The sequence below is a fragment of the Desulfoferula mesophila genome (genome assembly GCF_037076455.1).
Lineage (GTDB): Bacteria > Desulfobacterota > Desulfarculia > Desulfarculales > Desulfarculaceae > Desulfoferula > Desulfoferula mesophila.
This window is the reverse complement of sequence record NZ_AP028679.1, coordinates 3,482,742-3,507,153: the sequence shown is the minus strand read 5'-3', so window position 1 is coordinate 3,507,153 and position 24,412 is coordinate 3,482,742. Positions and strand designations below refer to the sequence as shown.

Genomic DNA, 24,412 nt, shown 5'->3' with positions numbered 1-24,412 from the left:
CTGTCTCTCCTTTATTAGACTCAGACCGCCCGAGCACCGGCGGCCAGGTGCTCCAGGGCTAGGGCCGCCGCTCGCTGCCCCGAGCCTACCACGCTGCTGACGGTGCGGCTGTGGGGATAGATGGTGGCGTTGCCCGCGAAGAAAACGCCAGGAAGGCGGTATTGTAGATCATGGGTTTGTTTCCGGTAGTCCACGTCGAACACCGGGGTGGCCACCGGGCTTTGGGTCACCAAGCAATCCTTGAGCTTTACCGTGCCCGCCATAGTCCTAAGATCCTTTAGGTAAAGCTCGCGCACCTGGTCGGCCGGTGCGCTTATTAAGGGGTGGTCGTCGGGCAGGTACGACGAACAGTAAATCAGATTGGCGCGGTGGGGGCCCAGCAAAGACTGGTTCACCAGCACCTTAAAAGAGAAGCCAGGCTCCAGGATGTTTGTCCAATAGGGCAAATCCAGGGGCCTCTCCAGGGCCATGAGTGCGCAAACCACGCCCTGGTACTTCACCTGGTTGTCAAAGTTGAAGTTCGCCGGCAGCTTGGCGAAGTAGTTAAGCGGCAGGGTGTTGATCACCACCTTGGAGGTGTGGCTCAGGCCCCCGGCGTGCACCATGTAGCCGTCCTTGGTGCGCTCCAAGGTGGTGACCGGTGATTGCAGCTTCACCTCCGCGCCGATGGCCAGCTCCTGGGCTAGGCGGCGGGTCAGGCGGTCCAGTCCACCGTCCAAATAGCCCAACATCTCGCCGCCCACCCCCTTGGACTTGGTGTCCGAGAGCCCTTTGATGCGTCCGTGCAGGAAACCGGCGCACACCCGCTCCGGGGGGATGCCGAACTTGTTGCGCATCAAGGGGGCCATCATCTTGTGGTACACGCTGGGGCCCCAGTGTCGTACGATCCAGTCCTTGGCGCTTACCCCGGCCAGGTTTTGGCTCTTGGTGAAGCGCGAGCTGAGCATGCCCGCGCAGAAGCGCATCTTGTCCGCCAGGGTGAATGGAGCGAAGCGAAGCAGGTCCTGGGGACGGCTGAAAGGGTAGAGCCGCTGGCCCAGGTAGAAGGCCATGGAGGTCTCCCGCCACAGCAGGGAGTTCTCAAGGCCCATCTGCCCGATCAAATCTAGAATAAAGGTGTCATGAGGTTTGATGTGGTGATAAAACCACTCCACTGATTCACCGGCCACCGGCCCGCAACGGCCCGCCCCTCCGAGGCCGTCGCCGGCTTCCAGCAGTAGACACCCGGCTCCGCTGTGCATCAAGCTGCGAGCGGCGGCCAAGCCGGAGTAGCCGCCGCCCAACACAATAGCGTCATACATGACCGTTCAATCGCAAACTAAGAAGGTTACGTAGGGAGACCTTGTAGCGCCGGGAGGTGGCATATTTGGACTGGCCCCACTTGCGGCGGCGGTGCCGCACCGGCATGCCCCTGACCCGGCCGTTTTGGAGATGGATCAGTAGGGGGACCAGGCGGTGGGTGCCTTGTTTCCACTCCAATGAGCGCAGCCGGTCGGTGAGAGCGGCACGCAAGCCGCAGTTAATGTCCCGGAAGCGGCGGCTGAAAAGCAGCCAGATAAGTTGGTTGTAAAACCAGGAGGGCAGGCGTTTGCCCCAAAAATCATCTTGGCGGCACACCCTGATGCCGTGTACGCAATCGAAGCCTTGTTTCACCAGGGACACCATATGCGGGATGTGGGCCGGGTCTTCCTGCAGGTCCGCGTCGATGGTCACGGCGATGGGGGCACGAGCCCTGGCCAGCCCGGCCGCCAAGGCGGCGCTCTTCCCGCCGTGGGGGATTCGCAGCAGGTTGAAGCCCCGGCAATGTTGCAACAGTTCCGAGGTGTCGTCATCGGAGCCGTCATCCACCACTATGACTTCGGCTCCCAGAGAGTTGGCCACGTGGAGCAAGCCGGCGTGGAGGTCCGGGATGCTTTCCTCCTCATTGAAAATAGGTACGATTATGGATACTGCCGGACAATCCTCCGACACCATGTTTGGTTCAGGCGCAGTTGTCGAATGAACAGGTGCGGCCACGTTTTTGGATTTATTAGTCACGAAATTCAACAGCCCCACGATGGAGAAGCCTTGTGACCCAAATCTAGCATTCGCTCCGCTGAACAACGCAATAATTATTTGGATTGGGTGAAAGATTATAGATTTTCATCCTTAACGGGGCAAGTCATTTGGAGTCAAGAGGGAGGTGCGGTGACGACGGCCAGGAAATCTTGTTTTGCCGAGCGCTCATGGACAGTCACCGCTAATTTGCAGTGCATCTTGCCCCCAGCAACTGAAAAACTATGGGCATGTGGTGGGATGAATGTAATCGGCTAAAAGATTAAATTTTGTGCCCCTGTGGAAAGTGAACCTAGGGCTTACTACCTAACCTCAGGCCGGTCACCGAGGCAGTACAACCTTGCTTAACCCAAGGTGTCTCGCACTGCTTTTCGTTGTAAAAGTAGCTTGTGGACCCCATCCCAACTAACTTGACAAGTCTCCTGTGTCTTTGGGACCATGTAAGTGGTGGAACCCGGTGTGCCCTGTTAGTCGATAGTACCTGGACGCGGAAGGGGCAACCGTGTTGTCCAATGGCCCCCTAAGCATCCATCGGAAGAGCCTTGGTGCTGGCCCCTGACCCTGGACAAGTAGGACAAGCCAGCAACTCGCTGTCTTATAGGACACCGGGCTCCACCACTTATTTTTATGCCTGCCACAAGCCCACGGGGGCTCAATGACAATAAGCGCGTCAGTATAAAATATCAAAACTGAGACACTACCGATGAATTAGGGGCCTAGCGACGCGGCGCACAGCCATGCAAACCTAGCCTTCTCGTCAAATATGTAAATGGCGGTCCAAAAGCGAGACGATTTTAGTGGCGGTTGAAAACCGTGACACATTGATTCAGTTTTCTTCAGGTGTTTTGGTGCGATGGAGGCCATGGTGGCTTCCAGGCCAGGACTCTCTGGAGGAGCGGAAGGGGTGTACACGGACATGGATCAATGGGCCCGGATCAGACTTGAGTTGCGCGATGGCCAGGCGAGCAAGCGCGAGTTAATGCGTAGAGAGGGCATCCATTGGGATACCCTGCAAAAGATTCAGAATTTTCCCGAGCCTCCCGGATACCGGCTCAGCACCCCCCGAGCCAAGCCCAAGCTTGGCCCCTACCTTGAGTTGATCGCCCGGATCATAAAAGAGGACAAAAAGGTTCCCAAGAAGCAAAGGCACACGGCCACGCGCATATATCACCGCATCAAGGAGGCGGGTTATCAGGGCAAGTACACCCAGGTAAAGGAGGCGGTGCGCGCAATCAAGCGCGTGAGCCAGGAGGTGTACATGCCCCTGGTCCATCGTCCCGGCGAGGCGCAGGTGGACTTTGGCTATGCCCTGGCCAAGGTTTCCGGGGAGCTTCGCAAGATAGCGCTTTTTATCATGGCCTTGCCGTACTCCGATGCCTTTTTCGTGGCGGCCTTCGACAAGGAGTGCAGCGAGAGCTACTGGGAAGGGCATGCCAGGGCGTTCGAGTTTTTCGGTGGGGTGCCCCACCGGATCAGTTACGACAATAGCAAGGTCCTGGTTTCCAAGATCATAGGGCCTCATGAGCGCAAGCTGACCGATGGTTTTCTCAAGCTGCAGAGCCATTACCTTTTTCGGGAGCATTTTTGTCGGGTGCGGCGTCCAAACGAGAAGGGCGTGGTGGAAGGGGTGGTCAAGTACGCCCGGCAGAATTTTTTGGTGCCAGTGCCCCAGGTGAAGGACCTGGCCGAGCTCAATGCCATGCTTTTAAGGCAGTGCCGCGACGACATGAAGCGCCGTTTGCGTGGCAAGGGCGGTAGCAAGGCCGAGGTTTTGCAGGAAGACCAGACAGCCTTTGTCCCCCTGCCTCCCTCCCGCTTCGATGCCTGCCGCAAACAGCCTACCCGGGCCAATTCATTGTCCCTGGTCCGCTTCGACGACAATGACTACTCGGTGCCGGTGGCTTGTGCCCACCATGAAATTGTGGCCAAGGGCTATGTGGATCGGGTGGTGCTCTGCCACCATGACGTGGTGGTGGCCCGCCACTCCCGATCCTGGGGCAAGGAAGGGGTGTTTTTCGACTACCGGCATTATCTGCCCTTGCTGGAGCGCAAGCCTGGCTCCCTGGACCACGCCCGCCCCCTGGCTGACCTAGATCTGTCTGAGTGCTTTGAGGTCTTGAGGCGGCGGCTGGTGGCCGGGGAAGACATGCCTGGCCAGGGCACCCGTAAATACATAAAGGTCCTACGTTTGCTGGAGGACCACTCCATGGCCAGACTGAAGCGGGCGGTGGAGCAGGCATTGTACGCGGGAGCCTATGCCCCGGAGGCCATTGTCCACCTGCTGGAGCCGCCATCATCAGGGCCCGCGGCCACCTTCCTGCTGGACGGTCGTGAGCACCTGGGCCGAGTGAGCGTGGCCGGGCCCGATATCACAGTCTATGACTCCCTCCTCGCGCAGGGAGGGGCGCTGTCATGAAGGACCAGGACAAACCCACCGTGCTCTTGGAGTACCACCTCAAAAAGCTGAAGCTGCCCACCATTCTCCGGGAATACGCGGCCATGGCCAAGGTCTGCAGCCAAGACCGCTCCGATTACATGACCTACCTGCTGCGCCTGACCGAGCGGGAGCTTCTGGACCGCGAGAAGCGGGCAGCCGAAAGGCGCATCAAGCAAGCCGCCTTTCCGGTGATCAAGACCATGGACACCTTTGATTTCAAGGCACAGCCCTCCATCAATCAGCAGCTGGTCAGGGAGCTGATGAGGGGCGAGTACATCGCCAAAAAGGAAAACGTGCTCCTGATCGGAAACTCCGGCACCGGCAAGACCCACCTGGCCAGCGCCATGGCCTTTGCGGCCTGCGCCCAGGGAAGCAAGGTGAAATTCTACAGCGCCACCGCCCTGGTCACAGAGCTCATGGAATGCCGCGAGGAAAGACGTCTGCAACGCCTGCAGAAACAGCTCCAGCGCCTACACCTGCTGGTCATCGATGAACTGGGCTATGTGCCCTTCTCCAAGATAGGCGCTCAAATGCTATTCGAGGTGGTGGGTAGGGCATATGAACAACAAAGCCTCATGATCACCACCAATCTCCCTTTCCAGCAATGGACGGAGGTCTTCGGCTCCGAAAGACTCACCGGTGCACTGCTGGACAGACTGACCCATAGGTGCCACATCATCGAGGCCAATGGAGAAAGCTACCGGCTCCGCCAAGCCAAAAGACGATCCCAGGCAAAGCCCAAAACCAACTAAGGCAAGATCATGATTGACAGCATGAACAACAGGACTATATCTCTAAAACAAGTGTCACGGTTTTAGACCGCCAACTGTCCCGCACTTACTCCGCCATTCACACCGGCGCTCTGAAATTTTTAGCCTGCGCTGGGAGGACGTGGATTTCAAGAGGGGCACTATTACATTGACCACCCGCAAGACCAAGGATGGCTCTGCGCGGCGGGACACCTTGGACATGAGCGACGAATTGCACCAGACTTTATGGATCTGGAAAAATTCCCAGCATCGCCATTTCAAAAAAAGCCCCTACGTCTTTGTATGTCAGCGGCAAGGTAGAAACTACGGAAAGCCTTTTACTACACGCCGCACTTTTATGGAGAGCCTTTGCAAGCGGGCGGAGGTCAAAGCCTTCGGCTGCCATGCCCTGCGGCACCATGTGGCCAGCTACTTGGCCGACAAGGGCATAAGTACCCCTGAAATCCAGGCCCTTTTGCGCCATCAAAGCACCACCACCACAGATCGCTACATTGGCCGTTTAAGAAAGGGCAATAAGCATACGGTGGATTTGCTCCGGACAGACGAAAATTTACTTCCCGATTTACTTCCCCAAAAAAAGGAGGGCCAGCCGTGAAGCTGCAACCCTCCGATATTATTTGGCAGTCCCAACGGGGTTCGAACCCGTGTCTTCGGCGTGAGAGGCCACACCAGAGAGCGCACTCTACCTAATTTCAAGCACTTAGCTGCACCTCACTGTACGTCCTCGCATCAAAATGCATGAAAATGCATGACACGCTACGTCCAATCCTACGTCCAGTCGATGGGTCATACCGACATCGGCCTACTGCACCATCCCCAACACCATCCCTCCCACCACCTGTAGCTTGTGGTTTTCCTCAGCGGTCAAAGGGCTATGCTGCGCTCCTGCGGTGTAGGCATTAACCACATGCCACATGGTATCGCCGAACTCCCGCATGAACCCCCAAGCCACAGCCTCCTGCTCCCGCTGACTCAACTGGAACTGCCGATTGAAGGCCCTGATGGTGGCATCGGGATCGCTGACCGGGCTAGTCATGGAGATCATCATCTTGTCCTTGCTGGTCTCCAACTGGCCCTGTACCTGGCCAAGCGCCTGAGGCAGCTCCTCTAGAATCCGCGCTGATACGTGCCGGTAGGAAGAGGAGACCTCTGTTTTGGCGATAAGTCCGTTGGTGCAGACTAGGCGCAGAAAGAAGGCTTTGACGGACAGACTGGCCAGACCTACCTCGGAATTGGAAACGGAGATGCCCGGCGTAAGCCGATCCCCTTTCACCTCAAAGGTGCGATTCTGATCCGGAATGCTCAGGCTCATGAATTCCGCATCGAGCGCGACCTGCACCTTGGTCTCAGGCATCACCCCGATGTCAGCTAGACGCTCCAGCACCTCCAGGTTGTCCGCCGGTGTGTATCGTGGTGTAAACACCGCTCTGATCTCAGCGCCATCGAAACGCACGAAGAACTCCTCATTCCTTTCTCCCCGCAGCCAATAATTCAACTGTTCCGCCTGAAGTTCCGCTGGGCACCTTTCCAGATATGGATGAGGAATCCCTAATCGAGCAGCAACCCTCTGCCGAGCAACCCTTCTCAGGTGATGTGGCTCCCCTCCGATCTTCACGGTCTTCAGATCGGCAAATTCCATCTCCTTCACCGGGACCAGTGCATCGTGATAATTAGCAGCGAGAGCTTCCGCCCTCCGCTGGACGTTTCCAAAGGTCGTCATGTTGGTCATTCAAAAAGCTCCTTTCCAAGCTACGGACGCAGACACGGAAACCCGTGACTCCGCATCGCGTAGCCAGTTTCTTGTGGGTGTGATACGTACGGCAGGCTGTTGATCTAGACGAAATCGACGTTCTAGACGTTTAAAAACGAAATGGGCAATGGGGATCGTAATTGCTAGCGGGGGATTTTACGGAAAAATCGTCCTTAGCCTGACCAGCGCAGAGAGATCCACGGGGACCCGGATCATAGGAGGAAACAACGAATAAACGTCGTAAACGTTGATTGGGTCGTTAATGAGGGGCAGGGTCAGATTATGGATGGGATTGGGTTGAGGATACGCAAAGGCAAAATCATTAGGATTCGTCGCGGAAATCGTCGCGGACTCTGTCTAGGCTTATGCGGCTTCTTTTGCCATTCGCCTTTCCCTCATCAACTTGATCGCCATGTTCAGACGGAAGATCACGATCACCAAGTGGTCCAGCTGAGGGTTACCTGGGTCGATTTCGAACAGATGCTGGATCTTCTTCCGATAGTCCCTGCGCACGCTGCCCAGATAGGCTTCGAGCTCTTCGGGAGTATGTCGCTGCATCAGACGCTCCACCTGGACAATAGGTCTGGGCACTCCCTGCTTTTGGACGGTGAGACATTGCTGGAGGGCAGTTATTTCCTCTCTGTTCACGGTATCTCCCCCTTCATCCACTGCCCGCAAGCGCCCTGATAAACACAACCAGAACACCGCCAGGAGCCCGCAGATGCAGGTAGGTAGACACCCTTGGATATCCCCTCATATGCGGCCAAGACTCGTTTCAGGGCCCCTTGCTCCTCCTCCTTAGACCGGATGGTGTAATACTGCTCAAATTTGGGGATCTTGGTTTTGATAAGTGTGTCCAATCGCAGCAGGATCTCCCTTCCTGCGAAGCCATTGGCATTGGCCGCTACCTGATAGATGGTCATCTGGAAGTTTTGGTCCACCTGGTCCAGGCTGTAGCTCTTGGCGCTGGTCTTGTGGTCAACGATGGTGATTACCCCGGACGAGTCCTCGATCACCAGGTCATAGATACCAATCAAAGGAACCGGCAGGCCCTCTATGTTCATGCAGAAGGGCTCTTCCACAGCTAAGACCTTGCAGTTTTCCACCGGCACCTGGGCCGCAAACACCTCCAGCATTGCTTTGCCCTGGGTCATGTAGGAGAGGTAGTCGGTGCCCTCCTTGTAGCGGATTGCACCGTTGTCAGCAGCCCGCTCGCTCCAGTGCTTCTCGAAGGACTCCTTCAAATGATCACCGGCCAGCCTTACACCTTTGGCCAGGGCCCTGTAATACTCGGCCAAGACCTCATGGATGGCAGAGCCAAATATGAGCACATCAGGCGTGCACTCGGGCGCTAGTCCGTCCACTTTGCCGAAGCGGTAGGCCAATCCGCACTCGAGATACCCGGCCACACTTGAAGCCGATAAATGGGGCTCTTTGCGCAATTCTGCTAGATCCACCATGGACAACTCCTTTCTACTGATTGATGGGGATGGGAATTTATGCGGCCTGCTGGAGGTGGCGGATAAAGGCGCTGGCATCAGCGGAGTTCAGGGCTTCCACCTTGACCCCGTGGATTTCTCGGCAGAGTTGCTCCAGTTCCTGTTCATCCAGTTTTCTGCGTTGGGCCAGGTTGATGATTGCCCTGTGCTGGGCTTCGGAGAGCTTCTGGGTCGGTTGCCTAGCCGGAGTGGTAGCTGGGCGCTTGGGAGCGGGCTTAGGCTTTGTCTGGGGCTGTATGGGCTGTTGTCGGGCATTCTGTTGCCTCGGTTCCGGGTCTCCAGCCACTTCCCCGAGATCAGCTAGCTCCTCCAGGGCGGTCAAGCCGATGTTGGTCAGATCCCTTAATGCCCTGGCTTTGGCCCGAGTGCTGGCCATGCGGAGTAGATGTTTGGACACGCGAGAATTGCAGTTTTGAGGATTCGCATCTCCTACATCGCTGAATCTCTCCCCGTCCTTGGACTCCACCACCGCCTGAACCACGGCCAGATGTTCGTTGTCTTTGTTGGGGTACTGCAGAACTTCGGTCACGATGCTGATCAGCCCCTTTTGATGGGCCAGATCCAGTAGACCCTGGTAGGTTACGAAGTCTTTCCCGTCGATCTGTTGGACAAATTCCGGATTGAGTTGAGGTTGCCTGTTTGCTTCAGGTTTGGTCATTCATCTCTCCTTTTCTTTCTTTCGGCCAAGATCCACTTCAATGCCTCGATTACGAGGGTGAGGGCCAATTCCCACCAATTGCCCTTCAAGGGAGACCCCTTGGGCCAAAACAAGCCGATATGGTTTTTGGCATCCTGGCTCCTTTCTTCTGGGGTTTGGGCAAAATAAATGGGCCCGCCTCCCGTGAAGGAGACAGACCCGTTGAGTTGGAGATTGCTTCTAGAGAGCTATTGACCCACTCGGGGCATCACACCTTGCCAGCCCGCACCTTTAAGCAGTTTGCGCCAGGGGTAGTATTTTTCACCCTCGATCAGTAGCGGGTGCGGCATGAGATCGGAAGAAACACCTGATCTACGTTCCCAGAAAGTCATGGACCACTGAACCTCTTCGTAGGTCATGACGATGTCACCAGGTTGAGGAACAGGGACCTTGAGGCCCAACCTGCGCAGCCGCATCCGCTCGGCCAGCTTTTGTTCACGCCAGCGGTTGTAGGCCACATTGGGCACGAAGTAGACTTGCTTTCCTCTTGCCTCGTTAACCCTATTCCGATGACCGGCAATATCGCTGGGTAAAATTCCATGCCACGGGTTACCAGTGGGAATCCAGTAGGCACCCTGCTTCATCCTGATGTCGGTATGACTGCCGGGTAAAGCGGAGCTTTTTGTCTGCCCTATGGCCGCACAGGGAATTATGTGGATAAGGACGCTCGCGAGGAGCGCCATGATAAAGACACGCATGAGGCTCCTCCTAGCAGTCGGTTTTCATCATGTACAGATCGAAGCTATTGGGAAGATTTACGGGAGGGTGATTCCTGTTTGGCCTCAATCACAGGTATGGCGATGGAACCGGCCAGAGCAATGGAAAAGGCCCATATCATGGTCCAGAATCCATAGTGCCACAGATAGTAGAGAACTTTGATGGTACCTTGCATTCCGGCCATGGCCTGGGCAACTGCCCTCCAGTCAGCAAACAGAAGCGTTCCGCCTATGTTTTGGCCGATCCACCACATGTAGATCTTGCCAAACAACCAGCAGCATGCCCCCACGACACCAACGTAAACGGATTTCTTGACCACCCACTGTATGCCCGGCAGGTACCAGAAAGTGTTCTCTACGGCTGGTGTACTCGGACCGACAGTGCCCACCTTTTCTTTTACAGCGGTTGGCGGGGATGTCATTGGTTGGTTAAACGCTCCGGCCTGGTTCACCGCAGTAGTTGCCTCTGCTTGGGGCGGAATGAATGCTTCCTGAGCGACCGGCTTGTTTCGTAGAGACTCTTCCGCAGCCGCTACGATCGACTGCGGGTTTCTCAGATATTGCAGCCACAGATCGTAGTGTTTCTTCTTGGGGAGGAAGCCATACTCCAGCCCCTCCTTGGTCTTGATGATTATTTTCTTGGACCACCCGTGCTTGCCCTCGGCGAAGGATTTAATCTGGTCCAAGGGAATATTGAATAGGACGTCATTGCCTTCAAAAAACATGACCCGCTGGTCGGTGAGCACGGCAGCGCCCAGTTTGACGTTAGCGAAGCTTTTTACATAAGTAGAGAAGCTGGACGACAGCACGACGGTTTCTTCCGGCATGGTTTGACCCTCCGTTTGCTGAATTGCTTACTGGGCACTATGGACAACGGCGCTGCCCAGGCATTGTTTTAAGGGTTAGTTCTTGGGAGTCAGGTCCGAAGCAAAATGCAGCTCTGTTTGATAACCGAAGACCAACTCAACTGAGTTTTAATTCCGCGAGTCCCCCACTCAATTAAGTCCGATACCCAGATATTTTCCCTCAAGTCTGTGCGATGCCATCCATGTTACGTCTGACACCATGAATTAACAATACATTTTCAATCTGATAGAAGGTTCCGCCTCTGTTCCCCGTTTGCAAGCATTCATGAGGATATGCAGGCAGAAAGGGGCATACGCGGTGGATACCAAACAACGGTTGGGAGCCAGGATCAGGGCGGTTAGGAAAAGCAGGGGCCTGACTCAGGAGGTCCTGTCCGAAATGATGGAAATCAACCCGAAGTATCTGAGCAGCATCGAACGAGGTAAGGAGAATCCTACTTTAAATACACTGATATCCCTGGCGGACAATCTGGAAGTGGACTTGGGAGAGATTTTCAGCGTACTCCATGCCGAAGATCCAGTTGCCAGCAAAGAAATGATCCTTTCAGTGCTGGATCGGGCGGATGAGAAGCAGCTGAATATGATCTTGAGGATGCTGCTGGTGATCGTGGGCCGGTAAGATTGGTTGGCGGAAGGCTCAAATAAAATAGGCCCAGGGCCAAGGGGAGCCAGGCTCAATATTTTATATATATAGTTGTGCTAATATGCGTTGGCGAAGGCCGAGAGCAATTTTGATTGACTGCTTGGTTTGTCTGATTCCCGATTCTTACTGATCTTTCAGCAAACTGGCTGTAGGCAACGTATCTTGGATGTGCCGATTCTGATTTTTTCTCAAAGAGTTACAAGTTGACAGTTGGAGGGGAGCAAAGTGGAGGCACGTAATCGCAACTTGAAAGACTGGTATGGAAAGATCCTACGTGGCGAAATAAAATTGCCGCGTTTTCAGCGACATGAGGCCTGGGATAAGCATCGTATTTCAAACCTCATAGAGACAGTTGTGCATGATCTGCCATTAGGCATCACTCTGACACTTGAGGTGGGAGATAAGGAACAGTTTATCTCCCGCTTTCTAGAAACGGCCACTCCTAAGGAAAAACAGCGCGTACTAGAGCACCTTCTAGACGGTCAACAACGTCTAACAGCGTTGTGGCGCGCATTTCATAACAATTACGAACGGGAAACCTATTTCATTCACTTAGAAGAATTTGACGAATATGGAAGCGCCCAGGATCAGCCCGACATGGCTGTTTTTTGCCGTACCCGCTACACAAAGTCTAATGGTGAAAAATATCCGCTTTGGTGCGATGACCCTTCTGAATGTTTGCGAAGAGGTTATATTCCCACACACCTTCTTAAACCAGAAGATATCCAACAAGAAATCGATGAGTGGTTGGACAAAGCTACAGCAACGCGGGAACCGGAAGGGGGCAAGGAAGAACTCAAGGCATTTTATGATTTTCAGAAACGCGTAAGTGACGGTATCAAGGATCTGCGGTCCATCATCGCCAACTACAACCTGCCATACCTTTCTCTACCCTCAGATACTGATAAAAGTGTCGCGTTGGATGTGTTCATAAAAATGAACACTAATAGTAAGCCGCTCACCCAGTACGATGTTATCGTCGCAGAAGTTGAAAGTGTTATGGGGAGTTCTCTCCATGAGTTGCAAAATGCTTTGGATAACAAATACCCAGATATTAGTAGGTATGGAGAACTGCCGGATTTGATCCTAACCACGTCTGCACTTTTGCAGGATGAACTGCCAAATCAACGTGGTTCGTGGGATATGGACAAACAGGTCATGGTGCAAAAATGGGAAATAATGGAAAATGGTTTACAGCGGATGGCCGAATTTCTACGCAATGAAGGTATATACGATCGCAAGCGGTTACCAACTAACGCGGTTCTGGCTGTTATCGCAAGCCTCTACTCAAACATTCCAACACATGGTGATAAAAGAGGAAAAGATGAGTTATTACTTAAAAAATATCTTTGGTATTCATTTTTTACTGATCGGTATGAGAATGCAGCTGCCACTCGTGCCTTCTCCGATTTTATTGCTCTAAAACGTGTAATTAATCAGGATGCTAAAGAAGATGGAAGTGCTTACTCAGAAAATGATATCCCGGTCTTTACAGAGCATGAGCTCGTACACGAAGAGGAGCTTTTAACTGCCGAGTGGCCCAAGCGTACTACAATCCGCGGACGTGCAGTGCTTGCTGTTGCTTGTCGTCTTGGAGCATCGGACTTCTCAACTGGCGAAAAGTTGGACGCAGAAAACGTTGAGCAACGTCACTATCATCACCTATATCCAGATGCTCTGCTGAAGGAAGTAGACATAAATAGCTATTTGGCTCTGAATTGCGCATTGATCTCTGATATGACGAATTTGACTATAGGGAGAAAAGATCCAGTCAAATACTTAAAGGATCGTTACCAGTGGACCTCAGAAGAGATTGTGGAGGAAAGACTGCATTCACACTTGATTCCGGTGCCGGAACTTGCCAACGGTGGTTATGAGGGACTTCCTGATGTTGAGAAGAAGGATAAGCTCAGTTCAGATTTTGAGAAATTCCTGCAAAAGCGAGCAACGCTGGTGATGCAGGCAGTCCGGTTGTTGGCCGAGGGACGTCAACTCAGCGCTTCAGTACTTTTTAAAGAGTAAGGACTCCGATACTAGAAATGGCTTTTCCCCACTTCACAAACCATGGAATGTTGTTATGGCTAATAACAATTTAGGACATGTAGTTGGGAATACCGGCCTAGAGCCAGGGAGATCCGAGCTGGAGAGTTCATGATTGCCGATTCCGATAATGACCATATAAAAACGGTTTATGCCGAGTACGGTCTCGCTATTTATTTGGCGCAATGTCTTGAGCATGGCATTGCAAACGCATTGATCTACTTAGATCTAATTCCTAGAAATACCAGGAATATTCACACGAGAGAAGAATGGGCAGACAAATTAGATTCATTTATGAATAGCAATTTTGAGCAAACACTCGGGCGTTTAATTTATGATATAAATAGTGTCAGTACACTTCCCACTGGGCTTAGAGAAACGCTTGCTAAAGCCCTCAAAAAACGAAATTGGCTTGCTCATGATTATTCCCGAGAGCGCGCCACTGAATTCATGACAGCGTCTGGTCGCAATATGATGATTCAGGAGCTTCAGGAAGTTCAAGAACTTTTCCAAACAGCAGATGAATTGCTTGATTCTACTTTTAAACCAGTTAGAGAAAAATATGGTTTTACCGATAATATGCTTGAAACATTCTATAAAAAATACTTTTCAAGCATTAAGTTTCATACTTAGTTTAAAAACTCATATAAATATTTGTCGCATATTAGATGAGAATTTCCGCCTTCGGACGTCGACTGTCATTATGGAGGTCACTTATGCCGAGTCTTTCGTTTGGAACTGCTACAGATTTCTTTTCTTAGGCCTACCGTGAACTTCTAGGCCCTTTTGCCTAAGGAAATCCGAATTTGAGTGCCTGTCAACGAAGGACTCTCTTTGCGATGCAGTTTGGTGTTATATAGGTGGCATTATTTCGTATGATTGATCTTACCGAAAAAGACATTCTTGTGGTTAAACAACCATCAGTTTGGGATACAGGAAATTCAATCCTGTATAGAATGTGTAAAAAATATCCTAAACATGATGACGATGGCGAAATAATAGCGAAAATATGGCTTATTGGGCGATCATATGCTGCTTCAGTAGAACGTCGGAGAAATGCATCAGAAATTAATGATGATTTCTATGCTGAAGTCGTTGCTCCAGCGATGAAAAAGGCCAAAATCGACTCATGGTTAGCATCCATCAACAAAAGAGCAGAACCAGGTGACCCGCAGACTGTCGTGGTGCATAAAAAATTTATGGATATTCTCAATTCAATAAGTGATTTAAATAAAAGGGCCTTAGCTTCCAAGTATCTTCACTTCCACAATCCAAATGTTTTTTTTATATATGACAGTCGAGTACGCAAAGCTATTACCAAAGTTGTGCCAAGGCTAAATTATATTCCGGCGATTGAGGTAGATGAGTATGACAAGGAATACAGAGATTATGTTCGACGCTGCGTGTGGCTGCACAACAAAATTGGAGAAGTTTTTAATAAAAGGCTATCTCCTCGAGAAGTAGACACACTATTAATTAATTTGACCAATAACGAAAGTAGAATACAGTTTGGTTAGGTGCTTATGAGACAATACCTTTGCTTAATCTATGTGTTCCACCGACACACCACCACCCACCCCCTGTGAAAAAACTCCACCAAATACTGCATGAGATCTTCAGGAGCAGTCTTCTCATCTTCAACTTCATTCCCAAGACTGCTTCTGATCCCGAATATCTTCACTCCGCTAGCCATGGCGATCCTCAAAGCGACATGTATACCCAGCGCGTCTTTTTCAGATATTGTACGGATCCCATCAACTCCACGAGGTAAATAGTCCTCATTCGAGGGCTGGGAGCTATATAGCTCAGCTGTGCCGCGTGGATTCCAGCCGTGATTCTCCGCAACACGTAAGACCTCCAGTAAGAGCTCTTCGGTCAGAAGCTGCTTCTGCCCCATTTCATTCCTGATTAAAACCTGCATAATAAAAAACCGGGCCGGATATCATCCAAGACATCCAGCCCGATTCCTTTAATCATCAAATCTCATTGAATCTAATGTGTTGTGAGATTTTGGAGGCTTCTTATGTACCGGGCTAGCACCTGAGTAACCAGATGGTCCATTGGGCGCAGAATTAGCCCCTTTGACATCTGCCATGCTGAAGTTCTGGCCAATTGCAGCTTGGACAGCTGCCTTGAGTAACTCAGCAATCCCGATAGCATCAAAGGAGGACAGGGTTATAACGTGTGATAAATCAGCATCTCTAAAAAACAGTGCTATCCCGTACTCGTCAGTCTCATTAGATCTTCCTACTTTTACGTTGAGAGACTTGCTTTGGTCTAAACTCTGGGCAGCTTGGTAGCCCTTTCCAAATATATCAGGGCCAGTAGCAGCGGTTTCAAGGGCAGCAGCTAGGCTGGCAGTTTGCTGAAGACTCAACCGAATTGCTATAGCGTCTTCTGGTGAGTAGCTATCAAGCGGACTACTGGTCATAAATACGTAGATGTTGGTTTTTTCATTCTTGTAGCTGAATGCTGCCCATATTTGACACTTGAAGTTGGCGTCCGAAAAGTACTCTGAAAATATCTTGGTAAGTTGATCTTGTTTTTTGGTGTATTTATTCATTTCCATCTCCTTTTTTATTTTGGTCAATGTAACGGAATCCGTATTCCATCAAATTTCTAACTTGTTCTGCCATGCTGATCTGTGCATCATCGCTTAACTTCTTAATCTCCTCGAACATCTCTGGTGCTAAATTTAGGGAAAAGGGTACGGTGTAAATCGCGGTTTTCATTTAAGCCTCCATTTTGGTTTTACCTTGGATATTCTTTAACGTTTGTCCTGAAGAAATTTCCTTGAAAATGCAAGATCAAGTGCAGGAAAAGGATGCGGAGTTTTATGCGGATGGGATTGTGGAATTTGGGATAGATGGGAGTATGAGGAATTTGTGTTGACGCACATCATGGCGAAAAAACCAGGATCCTGAGTTTTTTGGGCAGCATTGAAAGGCTAGATATCGGGTGGCCGGGATGGTGGGGTCGCCGGGCGGCATCTAATCAAATCATGTGAGACAGGACCCATTCTCCTGGGCCCTTAATCTTGAAGAGGGGCCACGATAGAAGCCAAGGCGGGGCTAGGAAGGTAGGGGGCGATCAGTAACTCGGCTTGGCACGACCAAAAAAATGCCCAAATCGAGTCCTTTAAAGGCAAGTTCTGCTTGGAGTGCTTGAATCAGGCTTTAGAGTGTTGGGCGAACCGTCCGGTATGGTTCAGGGGCAGCAGCACGCTGAAGACCGAGCCCTTGCCCACCTCGCTGCTAACCGTGACCTCGCCGCCGTGGCCTTTGACGACAGCCTCCACTCCAGCCAGGCCCAGTCCGTGGCCGGGCTTCTTGCAATGGTTGGCCGCCCGGTAGAACATTTCAAAGATATAGGGCAGTTCATCCGGGGCGATTCCCACCCCCTGGTCGATAAAACGCAAGGTGACCGAGTCTTCGCCCGCCTGGGCCTCGATTGTTACCTGCGAGCCTTCGGAGGAATACTTTAGGGCATTGTCCAGCAGGTTGGTGCAGGCCCGACGCAGGTTGCCCGCATCGGCCTGGATCACCGGCAGCTTTTCGACGCTTATCAAATTCAGTCCGATGCCCGCCTCGTTGAAGCGGGGCTGGAAGCTCTCCACAAGCTCCAGTAACTCCTTGTCGAGGTCCACCGTGCTGAAGTTCAGCTTCAGGTTGCCACTCTCCAGGCGAGAATAATCCAGGAAATCATTGACTACCTTTTCTAACTGCGCCGCTTCTCTGCGGATCACCTCCAAATACTGCCGCTGTTTATCAGGTTTGCTGGCCTGGCCCTCCTTCAGTAGGCGCAAGGCGAAACCTTGGATGCCCACCAGGGGGCTTTTCATGTCGTGAGCAAACATGTTCACCAAGTTGGCCCGCTCCCGTTCCAGGGTCTTGAACTCAGTGATATCCTCAAGAGCCAGAAGGATGATCCGTTCCTTTCCCAGCGCTCGTTCTACCTGCTGGGCATTCAAAAGCATAGTGCGCCTGCCGATGGTTTCAAAAGTATGATCAACCTCATAGCTGTCAAAGGTTGTTTTATCGGGAAGGATTGTTTCCAGCAGTTCCCGCAGCTTTGGGATATCCCACTGTTTATTTCCCAGGTCATATATTAGCTGCCCCAAGGTCTCTTCGGTTTTTACATTGAAAAACTTATAGAAGGAACGGCTGGCTGAGATCACCCTTAGGTCTTGATCCAGGACGATTAAGGGTTCACGTATGGTGTTGATGATGCTCTCGGCGTATTCGCGGGATTCATCCGCTGGTTTTTTAGTTGCTGCCGGTTTTTTACGGGATTTTTCCAAAGCATCTTCTCCCGGATTAGCGGCAAGCGCCGTGCTTCAACTCATTATAAGCATCCTGATGCTCCCAGTGCGCGCTGGTTTGTGCGTGGACGCCCCGGGCTTGCCCCTGTTTTGGGGTTTGGCTTTGTCTGCGGCATGGCTCCGCTGTGAAGCGGCATCGAAAGTTGACCTACCCCAGAACCGCGCCAGCTATCCTCCGGGTAACAGGAGCAACAAGGTAACAACCCCTGAGATGCCCTTCTCAAAAATCCGCCAGGGTCTCACCGGAGGAGCGAGAAGCTGCGCCTAGGGCATATGTATATCTGAAATAGTTGTTATAGTTGTTACCGTTAGGTGAAAGTTGCTAAATTTAATTGGAATTAGCGGTAACAACCTGGGTAACAACTGGTAAGGCAAAATTGTTACCGGCAGGATAACTAGTTAATATAAAAAGTTAATTACGGTAACGCCCCCTTCGGCTACTCATCGATATCCACCCACTCCTTCAACTCCTTACCAACCTTGAAAACTGGCAGTTTCTTGGGCTGCACCTTGACTAGCTCCCCCGTCTTAGGATTCCAACCATTATATGTGAATGGCGGTCCAAAAGCGAGACGATTTTAGTGGCGGTTGAAAACCGTGACACACCGATTCAGTTTTCTTCAGGTGTTTTGGTGCGATGGAGGCCATGGTGGCTTCCAGGCCAGAACGCTCTGGAGGAGCGGAAGGGGTGTACACGGACATGGATCAATGGGCCCGGATCAGACTTGAGTTGCGCGATGGCCAGGCGAGCAAGCGCGAGTTAATGCGCAGAGAGGGCATCCATTGGGATACCCTGCAAAAGATTCAGGATTATTCTGAGCCTCCCGGTTACCGACTGAGTGTCCCCCGAGCCAAGCCCAAGCTTGGCCCCTACCTTGAGCTGATCGCCCGGATCATAAAAGAGGACAAAAAGGTTCCCAAGAAGCAAAGGCACACGGCCACGCGCATATATCACCGCATCAAGGAGGCGGGTTATCAGGGCAAGTACACCCAGGTAAAGGAGGCGGTGCGCGCAATCAAGCGCGTGAGCCAGGAGGTGTACATGCCCCTGGTCCATCGTCCCGGCGAGGCGCAGGTGGACTTTGGCTATGCCCTGGCCAAGGTTTCCGGGGAGCTTCGCAAGATAGCGCTTTTTATCATGGCCTTGCCGTACTCCGATGCCTTTTTCGTGGCGGCCTTCGACAAGGAGTGCAGCGAGAGCTACTGGGAAGGGCATGCCAGGGCGTTCGAGTTTTTCGGTGGGGTGCCCCACCGGATCAGTTACGACAATAGCAAGGTCCTGGTTTCCAAGATCATAGGGCCTCATGAGCGCAAGCTGACCGATGGTTTTCTCAAGCTGCAGAGCCATTACCTTTTTCGGGAGCATTTTTGTCGGGTGCGGCGTCCAAACGAGAAGGGCGTGGTGGAAGGGGTGGTCAAGTACGCCCGGCAGAATTTTTTGGTGCCAGTGCCCCAGGTGAAGGACCTGGCCGAGCTCAATGCCATGCTTTTAAGGCAGTGCCGCGACGACATGAAGCGCCGTTTGCGTGGCAAGGGCGGTAGCAAGGCCGAGGTTTTGCAGGAAGACCAGACAGCCTTTGTCCCCCTGCCTCCCTCCCGCTTCGATGCCTGCCGCAAACAGCCTACCCGGGCCAATTCATTGTCCCTGGTCCGCTTCGACGACAATGACTACTCGGTGCCGGTGGCTTGTGCCCACCATGAAATTGTGGCCAAGGGCTATGTGGATCGGGTGGTGCTCTGCCACCATGACGTGGTGGTGGCCCGCCACTCCCGATCCTGGGGCAAGGAAGGGGTGTTTTTCGACTACCGGCATTATCTGCCCTTGCTGGAGCGCAAGCCTGGCTCCCTGGACCACGCCCGCCCCCTGGCTGACCTAGATCTGTCTGAGTGCTTTGAGGTCTTGAGGCGGCGGCTGGTGGCCGGGGAAGACATGCCTGGCCAGGGCACCCGTAAATACATAAAGGTCCTACGTTTGCTGGAGGACCACTCCATGGCCAGACTGAAGCGGGCGGTGGAGCAGGCATTGTACGCGGGAGCCTATGCCCCGGAGGCCATTGTCCACCTGCTGGAGCCGCCATCATCAGGGCCCGCGGCCACCTTCCTGCTGGACGGTCGTGAGCACCTGGGCCGAGTGAGCGTGGCCGGGCCCGATATCACAGTCTATGACTCCCTCCTCGCGCAGGGAGGGGCGCTGTCATGAAGGACCAGGACAAACCCACCGTGCTCTTGGAGTACCACCTCAAAAAGCTGAAGCTGCCCACCATTCTCCGGGAATACGCGGCCATGGCCAAGGTCTGCAGCCAAGACCGCTCCGATTACATGACCTACCTGCTGCGCCTGACCGAGCGGGAGCTTCTGGACCGCGAGAAGCGGGCAGCCGAAAGGCGCATCAAGCAAGCCGCCTTTCCGGTGATCAAGACCATGGACACCTTTGATTTCAAGGCACAGCCCTCCATCAATCAGCAGCTGGTCAGGGAGCTGATGAGGGGCGAGTACATCGCCAAAAAGGAAAACGTGCTCCTGATCGGAAACTCCGGCACCGGCAAGACCCACCTGGCCAGCGCCATGGCCTTTGCGGCCTGCGCCCAGGGAAGCAAGGTGAAATTCTACAGCGCCACCGCCCTGGTCACAGAGCTCATGGAATGCCGCGAGGAAAGACGTCTGCAACGCCTGCAGAAACAGCTCCAGCGCCTACACCTGCTGGTCATCGATGAACTGGGCTATGTGCCCTTCTCCAAGATAGGCGCTCAAATGCTATTCGAGGTGGTGGGTAGGGCATATGAACAACAAAGCCTCATGATCACCACCAATCTCCCTTTCCAGCAATGGACGGAGGTCTTCGGCTCCGAAAGACTCACCGGTGCACTGCTGGACAGACTGACCCATAGGTGCCACATCATCGAGGCCAATGGAGAAAGCTACCGGCTCCGCCAAGCCAAAAGACGATCCCAGGCAAAGCCCAAAACCAACTAAGGCAAGATCATGATTGACAGCATGAACAACAGGACTATATCTCTAAAACGAGTGTCACGGTTTTAGACCGCCAACTGTCCCGCATTTACTCCGCCATTCACATGTCACGGTTTTAGACCGCCAACTGTCCCGCACTTACTCCGCCATTCACACGGAGATTTGGGCTTGTAAAAACCTGCATCAAGAAGTTATATGCCACGATAGAGGATCTTCCAAAAGACCTCGATGCGTGGCTTGCCTACTATAACACCGAAAGGTCCTTTCAGGGAAACATCTGCTGTAAGCTGACTCCGACTGAAACACTTGAGGTGGGAAAAATATTATTTGGATAAAATCTTGAACAAAACCTGACCGGATAGACTCGGTCAAAAACCGGCAACTGTCAGATCAAGTAGTAACAACAACGCAAGTGAATCAGGAGGAGTTGCAAATGAATAATCCAAAACGCATACTCTGTTGCACTGTTCTGTGCAGCGCAATAGCCATCAGTCTTTTTGCTGGCTGTTCGACCACAAACGACGCCATCTCCCGAGCGGAGAAAACGGAAATAAACCGGCCAGGTATTGCTGAAACAAAGGCCATCGCCGAGGAAGGTTTTATCTATGGCCTGCCCATAGTCATGAATTATGCAGTAATGTATGAATATTTCGTGGATCGTGATTCTGGCCAGTGGAAGGCTCCATTCAACAAAATATTCAATGAGCACCGCGTGTTCACCTACAAGGACACTGCGGTTATCGGGCCAAACAGTGACACACCGTATTCCATAGTAGGTATGGATCTTCGCTCTGAGCCTTTAGTGTTTTCTGTTCCCGCCGTTGAGAAAAACCGCTATTATTCGGTGCAGTTTTGCGACGGGAACCTATACAATTACGGTTACATCGGCAGCCGAGCTACCGGCAACGATCCTGGTGATTATATGATAGTTAGCCCCGGTTGGCATGGCCAAACGCCCGCTGGTGTCAAAAAAGTGTTCCGCTCTTCTACCCAGTTTTCAATGGCTATTGGCCGCACACAGCTTTTCAATGCGAATGACATGCCCAATGTCATGAAAATCCAGTCTGGCTACAAAATTCAGCCACTTTCCGCCTATTTGCACCAGCCCGCACCACCTGCAGCGCCAGCCATCCAGTTCCCAAAGATCAACAAGGAATTGGTGACGAAGAATTTTTTTGAGTATCTCGATTTTGCCTTGCAGTTTGCACCTGCCAGGCCGGAGGAAAAAGAAATCCGAACTCAACTCGCCCGCATCGGTATCGGTCCCGGGAAGACCTTCGACTTCAAGGACCTCAGCCTTGAACATAAACTCGAAGTCGGTCTCGGCATGAAGGACGGCGAAGAAAAGGTCGTGGCTAAGTCCGCTAATCTTGGCAAGGACATCAACGGCTGGCGGGTCGGCGCAGCATGGGGTGACGAAGAATTTTTCCATGGTGACTGGCTTTTGCGTGCCGCAGGGGCCAAATCCGGCATTTACGGCAACAGCTCCAGTGAAGCTACGTATCCCCTGACTCGCAATGATGTGAACGGCAGCCCGCTTGACGGCAGCAAGCATGATTATACGCTGACATTTCCTGCCGGCCAGTTGCCGCCGGTTAATGCCTTCTGGTCCGTGACGATGTATGACGGCAAGACAGAGTTGCTGATCAAAAACCCCATCAACCGATACCTGATAAACTCGACCATGCTGCCGAACCTCAAGAGAAACAAAGACGGTTCGCTTACGATTTACATCCAGCATGATTCGCCGGGACAGGACAAAGTGGCTAACTGGCTTCCAGCACCACACGACACCATCTATATGGCCATGCGCCTTTACTGGCCAAAGGTCGAACCACCGTCGATTCTACCGCCAGGCGAAGGAACCTGGCAGCCGCCCGGTGTGGTGGTGGCAAAATGATCAGCCCGCCGAATACGCGGAATCAGCATCGATGTGATACAAATCAAATGAAAAGGAGTAGAAGTGATGAAACGCTTACTGTTTAGTATCACCCTCGGAGTCGTGACCTTGGCTGCAGTTATGGGCAATGGTTACGCCGGAGAACTTATTGGCTCGCCAGCAGATCCACAAATGAAATATTCAACCCCCATGCCGCCTGGAGTAGCCACTCCTGACAAGGTCGAGACGTGGATTGGAACGCTCAATTTCTTCGACGGTTTTCCCGACAAGGAAACGACCAAAAAACTTTACGATAATCTCGACTTCCAGCGTGCGGTGCAGTCTTTCCTGCTGGGGCTGCCTGCAGTTGGTCAAGTGGCCAACCGCAATGCAATCCTTACCCTTGGACCGCCGAATACAATAGTGCCGATCTTTGAGCAGTTATTAGACTCGCGCGGCATCGTCCTCACCGGAAATGACAATACGGTCTACAGCTGGACGTGGCTGGACCTTTCCAAAGGCCCGCAGGTGCTCGAGGTGCCGCCGAAGGTACTGGGGACGGTAAACAACATGTGGCAGCGCTGGGTCATCGATATCGGTATCACCGGGCCGGACAAAGGCGAAGGTGGTAAGTATCTGTTCCTGCCACCTGGCTACGATGGGGAAGTACCGCAGGGCTATTACGTGGTGCACTCGCCCACCTTTGGCCTGTGGGCACCGTGGCGCAGCTTTCTCGTTGATGGAAATCCGAAACCGGGTGTGGAAATTGTCAAGAAATTCGCCAAGATCTATCCGCTGGCGGATGCTGGTAAGCCAGTGACTGCGCCGAAGTTCGTCGACCTGTCGGGCAAATTTTTCAACACAACATACCCCACTGACTACAGCTTCTGGGAGTTGCTGAATCAGGTCGTACAGGAAGAACCCGCGGAGTCTTTGGATCCGGTGACGCTTGGCTTCTTCCAGTCAATTGGTATCCAGAAAGGCAAACCCTTCGCTCCTGACGCGCGTATGAAGAAAATCCTGACCGAAGCCGCGGCTGTCGGTAACGCTACGGCGCGTGCTATCCTTTTTCATACCCGGGACCGAGCAGCCTACTACTACGAAAACAGCAACTGGCAGCTGGGTTTTACCGGCGGCTACAAGTTTCAGGCTGCGCCCGGGGTTGCAGATTTCGATGCGGCGACATTCTACTACTTCCTGGCAATACTCGTAACACCGGCAATGGAGGAGCAACTGGTGGGCAAGGGCTCCCAGTATGCCTGGACCGCAAGGGACGCCAATGATGCTCCGCTCGACGGCGGTAAGAACTATCGGCTGCATTTGCCACCGAACGTCCCGGTCAAGGACTTCTGGTCGCTCATCCTCTATAGCAACCAGACTCGTTCGCAGATCCAGACAGATCAGCGGTTTCCAAGTGTCAGCAGCCAGACAAAGGGACTGCACATGAATGCGGACGGATCTATAGATGTGTATTTTGGCCCCAACCCTCCGGCTGACGAGGCCAAGAAAGCCAATTGGGCCCAGACCATCCCAGGAAAAGGATGGAACGTTGTACTGAGGATGTACGGCGCGCTCGAACCCTGGTTCAACAAGACTTGGCGACCGGGTGAGATAGAGTTGGTAGAATAGGACGTTACCATTTAACAACTGGTTCAGTGGGCAGTGCTGTCGCACCGCCTCCTGAACCGGAACGTCAATGTTGCCATCTCGAAGGTCTAAATATCTTGGCAATTCGCTGTCTGTAGATTTCTACTGAATCTATGAAGTTC

22 protein-coding genes and 3 pseudogenes are annotated in these 24,412 nt (G+C 52.6%); 12 read left to right on the top strand and 13 right to left on the bottom strand.

All coding sequences use genetic code 11. The features are described from left to right. Positions 1–20: 20 nt before the first annotated feature. Both AACH32_RS16100 and AACH32_RS16095 read right to left on the bottom strand, forming a co-directional pair. Positions 21–1,301, bottom strand: coding sequence for an FAD-dependent oxidoreductase (locus tag AACH32_RS16100; protein WP_338601685.1), 1,281 nt, complete (start codon positions 1,299–1,301; stop codon positions 21–23). Beyond that, a complete protein-coding gene (locus AACH32_RS16095; protein WP_338601683.1) occupies positions 1,294–1,974 on the bottom strand; it encodes a glycosyltransferase family 2 protein in 681 nt (226 codons plus the stop codon). Before AACH32_RS16095 ends, AACH32_RS16100 begins: the two co-directional genes overlap by 8 nt. A gap of 997 nt (positions 1,975–2,971) precedes the next feature. Here AACH32_RS16095 and istA (AACH32_RS16090) point away from each other — a divergent pair. The 3 genes and pseudogenes from istA (AACH32_RS16090) to AACH32_RS16080 all read left to right on the top strand — a co-directional run. Next, entirely contained in the window at positions 2,972–4,471 is a 1,500-nt protein-coding gene (istA, locus tag AACH32_RS16090) for an IS21 family transposase (RefSeq protein ID WP_338599205.1), read from the top strand. After that, entirely contained in the window at positions 4,468–5,244 is a 777-nt protein-coding gene (istB, locus tag AACH32_RS16085) for an IS21-like element helper ATPase IstB (protein ID WP_338598784.1), read from the top strand. Before istA (AACH32_RS16090) ends, istB (AACH32_RS16085) begins: the two co-directional genes overlap by 4 nt. A gap of 97 nt (positions 5,245–5,341) precedes the next feature. After that, positions 5,342–5,857, top strand: a pseudogene (locus tag AACH32_RS16080) (tyrosine-type recombinase/integrase); the annotation flags it as partial. Positions 5,858–6,064: 207 nt separating this feature from the next. On the opposite strand, the gene AACH32_RS16075 reads toward AACH32_RS16080, so the two are convergent. The 6 genes from AACH32_RS16075 to AACH32_RS16050 form a co-directional block, all read right to left on the bottom strand. Next, positions 6,065–6,991 (bottom strand): DUF932 domain-containing protein, encoded by a 927-nt coding sequence (locus AACH32_RS16075; RefSeq protein ID WP_338601681.1) that lies wholly within the window; start codon positions 6,989–6,991, stop codon positions 6,065–6,067. 384 nt (positions 6,992–7,375) lie between these two features. After that, complete coding sequence (locus tag AACH32_RS16070; RefSeq protein WP_338601679.1) at positions 7,376–7,660, bottom strand: hypothetical protein; 285 nt, start codon at positions 7,658–7,660, stop codon at positions 7,376–7,378. Further along, entirely contained in the window at positions 7,657–8,472 is an 816-nt protein-coding gene (locus tag AACH32_RS16065) for a RecB family exonuclease (RefSeq protein ID WP_338601678.1), read from the bottom strand. The genes AACH32_RS16070 and AACH32_RS16065 overlap by 4 nt, the downstream gene beginning before the upstream one ends. A 37-nt stretch (positions 8,473–8,509) precedes the next feature. Then, entirely contained in the window at positions 8,510–9,169 is a 660-nt protein-coding gene (locus AACH32_RS16060; protein ID WP_338601677.1) for a hypothetical protein, read from the bottom strand. Positions 9,170–9,396: 227 nt separating this feature from the next. Continuing rightward, on the bottom strand, positions 9,397–9,906 hold the full coding sequence (locus AACH32_RS16055) for a hypothetical protein (protein ID WP_338601675.1): 510 nt from the start codon (positions 9,904–9,906) through the stop codon (positions 9,397–9,399). Between the two features lie 44 nt (positions 9,907–9,950). Next, positions 9,951–10,751 (bottom strand): hypothetical protein, encoded by an 801-nt coding sequence (locus tag AACH32_RS16050; RefSeq protein WP_338601673.1) that lies wholly within the window; start codon positions 10,749–10,751, stop codon positions 9,951–9,953. Positions 10,752–11,055: 304 nt separating this feature from the next. Here AACH32_RS16050 and AACH32_RS16045 point away from each other — a divergent pair, with 304 nt between their 5' ends. The 4 genes from AACH32_RS16045 to AACH32_RS16030 all read left to right on the top strand — a co-directional run bounded on the left by AACH32_RS16045 (position 11,056) and on the right by AACH32_RS16030 (position 14,990). After that, the gene (locus AACH32_RS16045) at positions 11,056–11,409 is read left to right on the top strand and encodes a helix-turn-helix domain-containing protein (protein ID WP_338601671.1); all 354 of its coding nucleotides are present in this window, start codon (positions 11,056–11,058) and stop codon (positions 11,407–11,409) included. A 249-nt stretch (positions 11,410–11,658) separates the two neighbouring features. Further along, positions 11,659–13,455: a GmrSD restriction endonuclease domain-containing protein gene (locus tag AACH32_RS16040; protein ID WP_338601669.1), complete on the top strand. Its 1,797-nt coding sequence runs from the start codon at positions 11,659–11,661 to the stop codon at positions 13,453–13,455. Between the two features lie 129 nt (positions 13,456–13,584). Beyond that, positions 13,585–14,106: a hypothetical protein gene (locus AACH32_RS16035; protein WP_338601667.1), complete on the top strand. Its 522-nt coding sequence runs from the start codon at positions 13,585–13,587 to the stop codon at positions 14,104–14,106. 242 nt (positions 14,107–14,348) lie between these two features. After that, the gene (locus tag AACH32_RS16030; RefSeq protein ID WP_338601665.1) at positions 14,349–14,990 is read left to right on the top strand and encodes a hypothetical protein; all 642 of its coding nucleotides are present in this window, start codon (positions 14,349–14,351) and stop codon (positions 14,988–14,990) included. A gap of 29 nt (positions 14,991–15,019) precedes the next feature. On the opposite strand, the gene AACH32_RS16025 is transcribed toward AACH32_RS16030, so the two are convergent. From AACH32_RS16025 to AACH32_RS16005, 5 genes and pseudogenes are all read right to left on the bottom strand, one after another. Then, the gene (locus tag AACH32_RS16025) at positions 15,020–15,394 is read right to left on the bottom strand and encodes a hypothetical protein (RefSeq protein ID WP_338601663.1); all 375 of its coding nucleotides are present in this window, start codon (positions 15,392–15,394) and stop codon (positions 15,020–15,022) included. A 48-nt stretch (positions 15,395–15,442) separates the two neighbouring features. Further along, positions 15,443–16,036, bottom strand: a complete 594-nt coding sequence (locus AACH32_RS16020; RefSeq protein ID WP_338601661.1) for a hypothetical protein — start codon at positions 16,034–16,036, stop codon at positions 15,443–15,445. Then, the gene (locus tag AACH32_RS16015; RefSeq protein WP_338601659.1) at positions 16,029–16,205 is read right to left on the bottom strand and encodes a hypothetical protein; all 177 of its coding nucleotides are present in this window, start codon (positions 16,203–16,205) and stop codon (positions 16,029–16,031) included. The genes AACH32_RS16020 and AACH32_RS16015 overlap by 8 nt, the downstream gene beginning before the upstream one ends. Before the next feature lie 437 nt (positions 16,206–16,642). After that, entirely contained in the window at positions 16,643–17,773 is a 1,131-nt protein-coding gene (locus tag AACH32_RS16010) for a sensor histidine kinase (RefSeq protein WP_338601657.1), read from the bottom strand. A gap of 458 nt (positions 17,774–18,231) precedes the next feature. Next, a pseudogene (locus tag AACH32_RS16005) lies at positions 18,232–18,345 on the bottom strand (HU family DNA-binding protein); the annotation flags it as partial. A gap of 149 nt (positions 18,346–18,494) precedes the next feature. On the opposite strand from AACH32_RS16005, the gene istA (AACH32_RS16000) reads away from it, so the two are divergent. The 5 genes and pseudogenes from istA (AACH32_RS16000) (at position 18,495) to AACH32_RS15980 (ending at position 24,272) form a co-directional block, all read left to right on the top strand. Then, positions 18,495–19,994 carry an IS21 family transposase gene (istA, locus tag AACH32_RS16000; protein WP_338601655.1) on the top strand — a complete coding sequence of 500 codons (1,500 nt, stop codon included), beginning with the start codon at positions 18,495–18,497 and terminating at the stop codon, positions 19,992–19,994. Beyond that, complete coding sequence (gene istB / locus AACH32_RS15995; RefSeq protein WP_338598784.1) at positions 19,991–20,767, top strand: IS21-like element helper ATPase IstB; 777 nt, start codon at positions 19,991–19,993, stop codon at positions 20,765–20,767. Before istA (AACH32_RS16000) ends, istB (AACH32_RS15995) begins: the two co-directional genes overlap by 4 nt. Before the next feature lie 182 nt (positions 20,768–20,949). Then, positions 20,950–21,099 (top strand): annotated as a pseudogene (locus AACH32_RS15990) (IS481 family transposase); the annotation flags it as partial. 98 nt (positions 21,100–21,197) lie between these two features. Then, a complete protein-coding gene (locus AACH32_RS15985; RefSeq protein ID WP_338601653.1) occupies positions 21,198–22,664 on the top strand; it encodes a DUF1254 domain-containing protein in 1,467 nt (488 codons plus the stop codon). Positions 22,665–22,730: 66 nt separating this feature from the next. Then, positions 22,731–24,272, top strand: a complete 1,542-nt coding sequence (locus AACH32_RS15980; protein WP_338601651.1) for a DUF1254 domain-containing protein — start codon at positions 22,731–22,733, stop codon at positions 24,270–24,272. Positions 24,273–24,412: the final 140 nt, after the last annotated feature.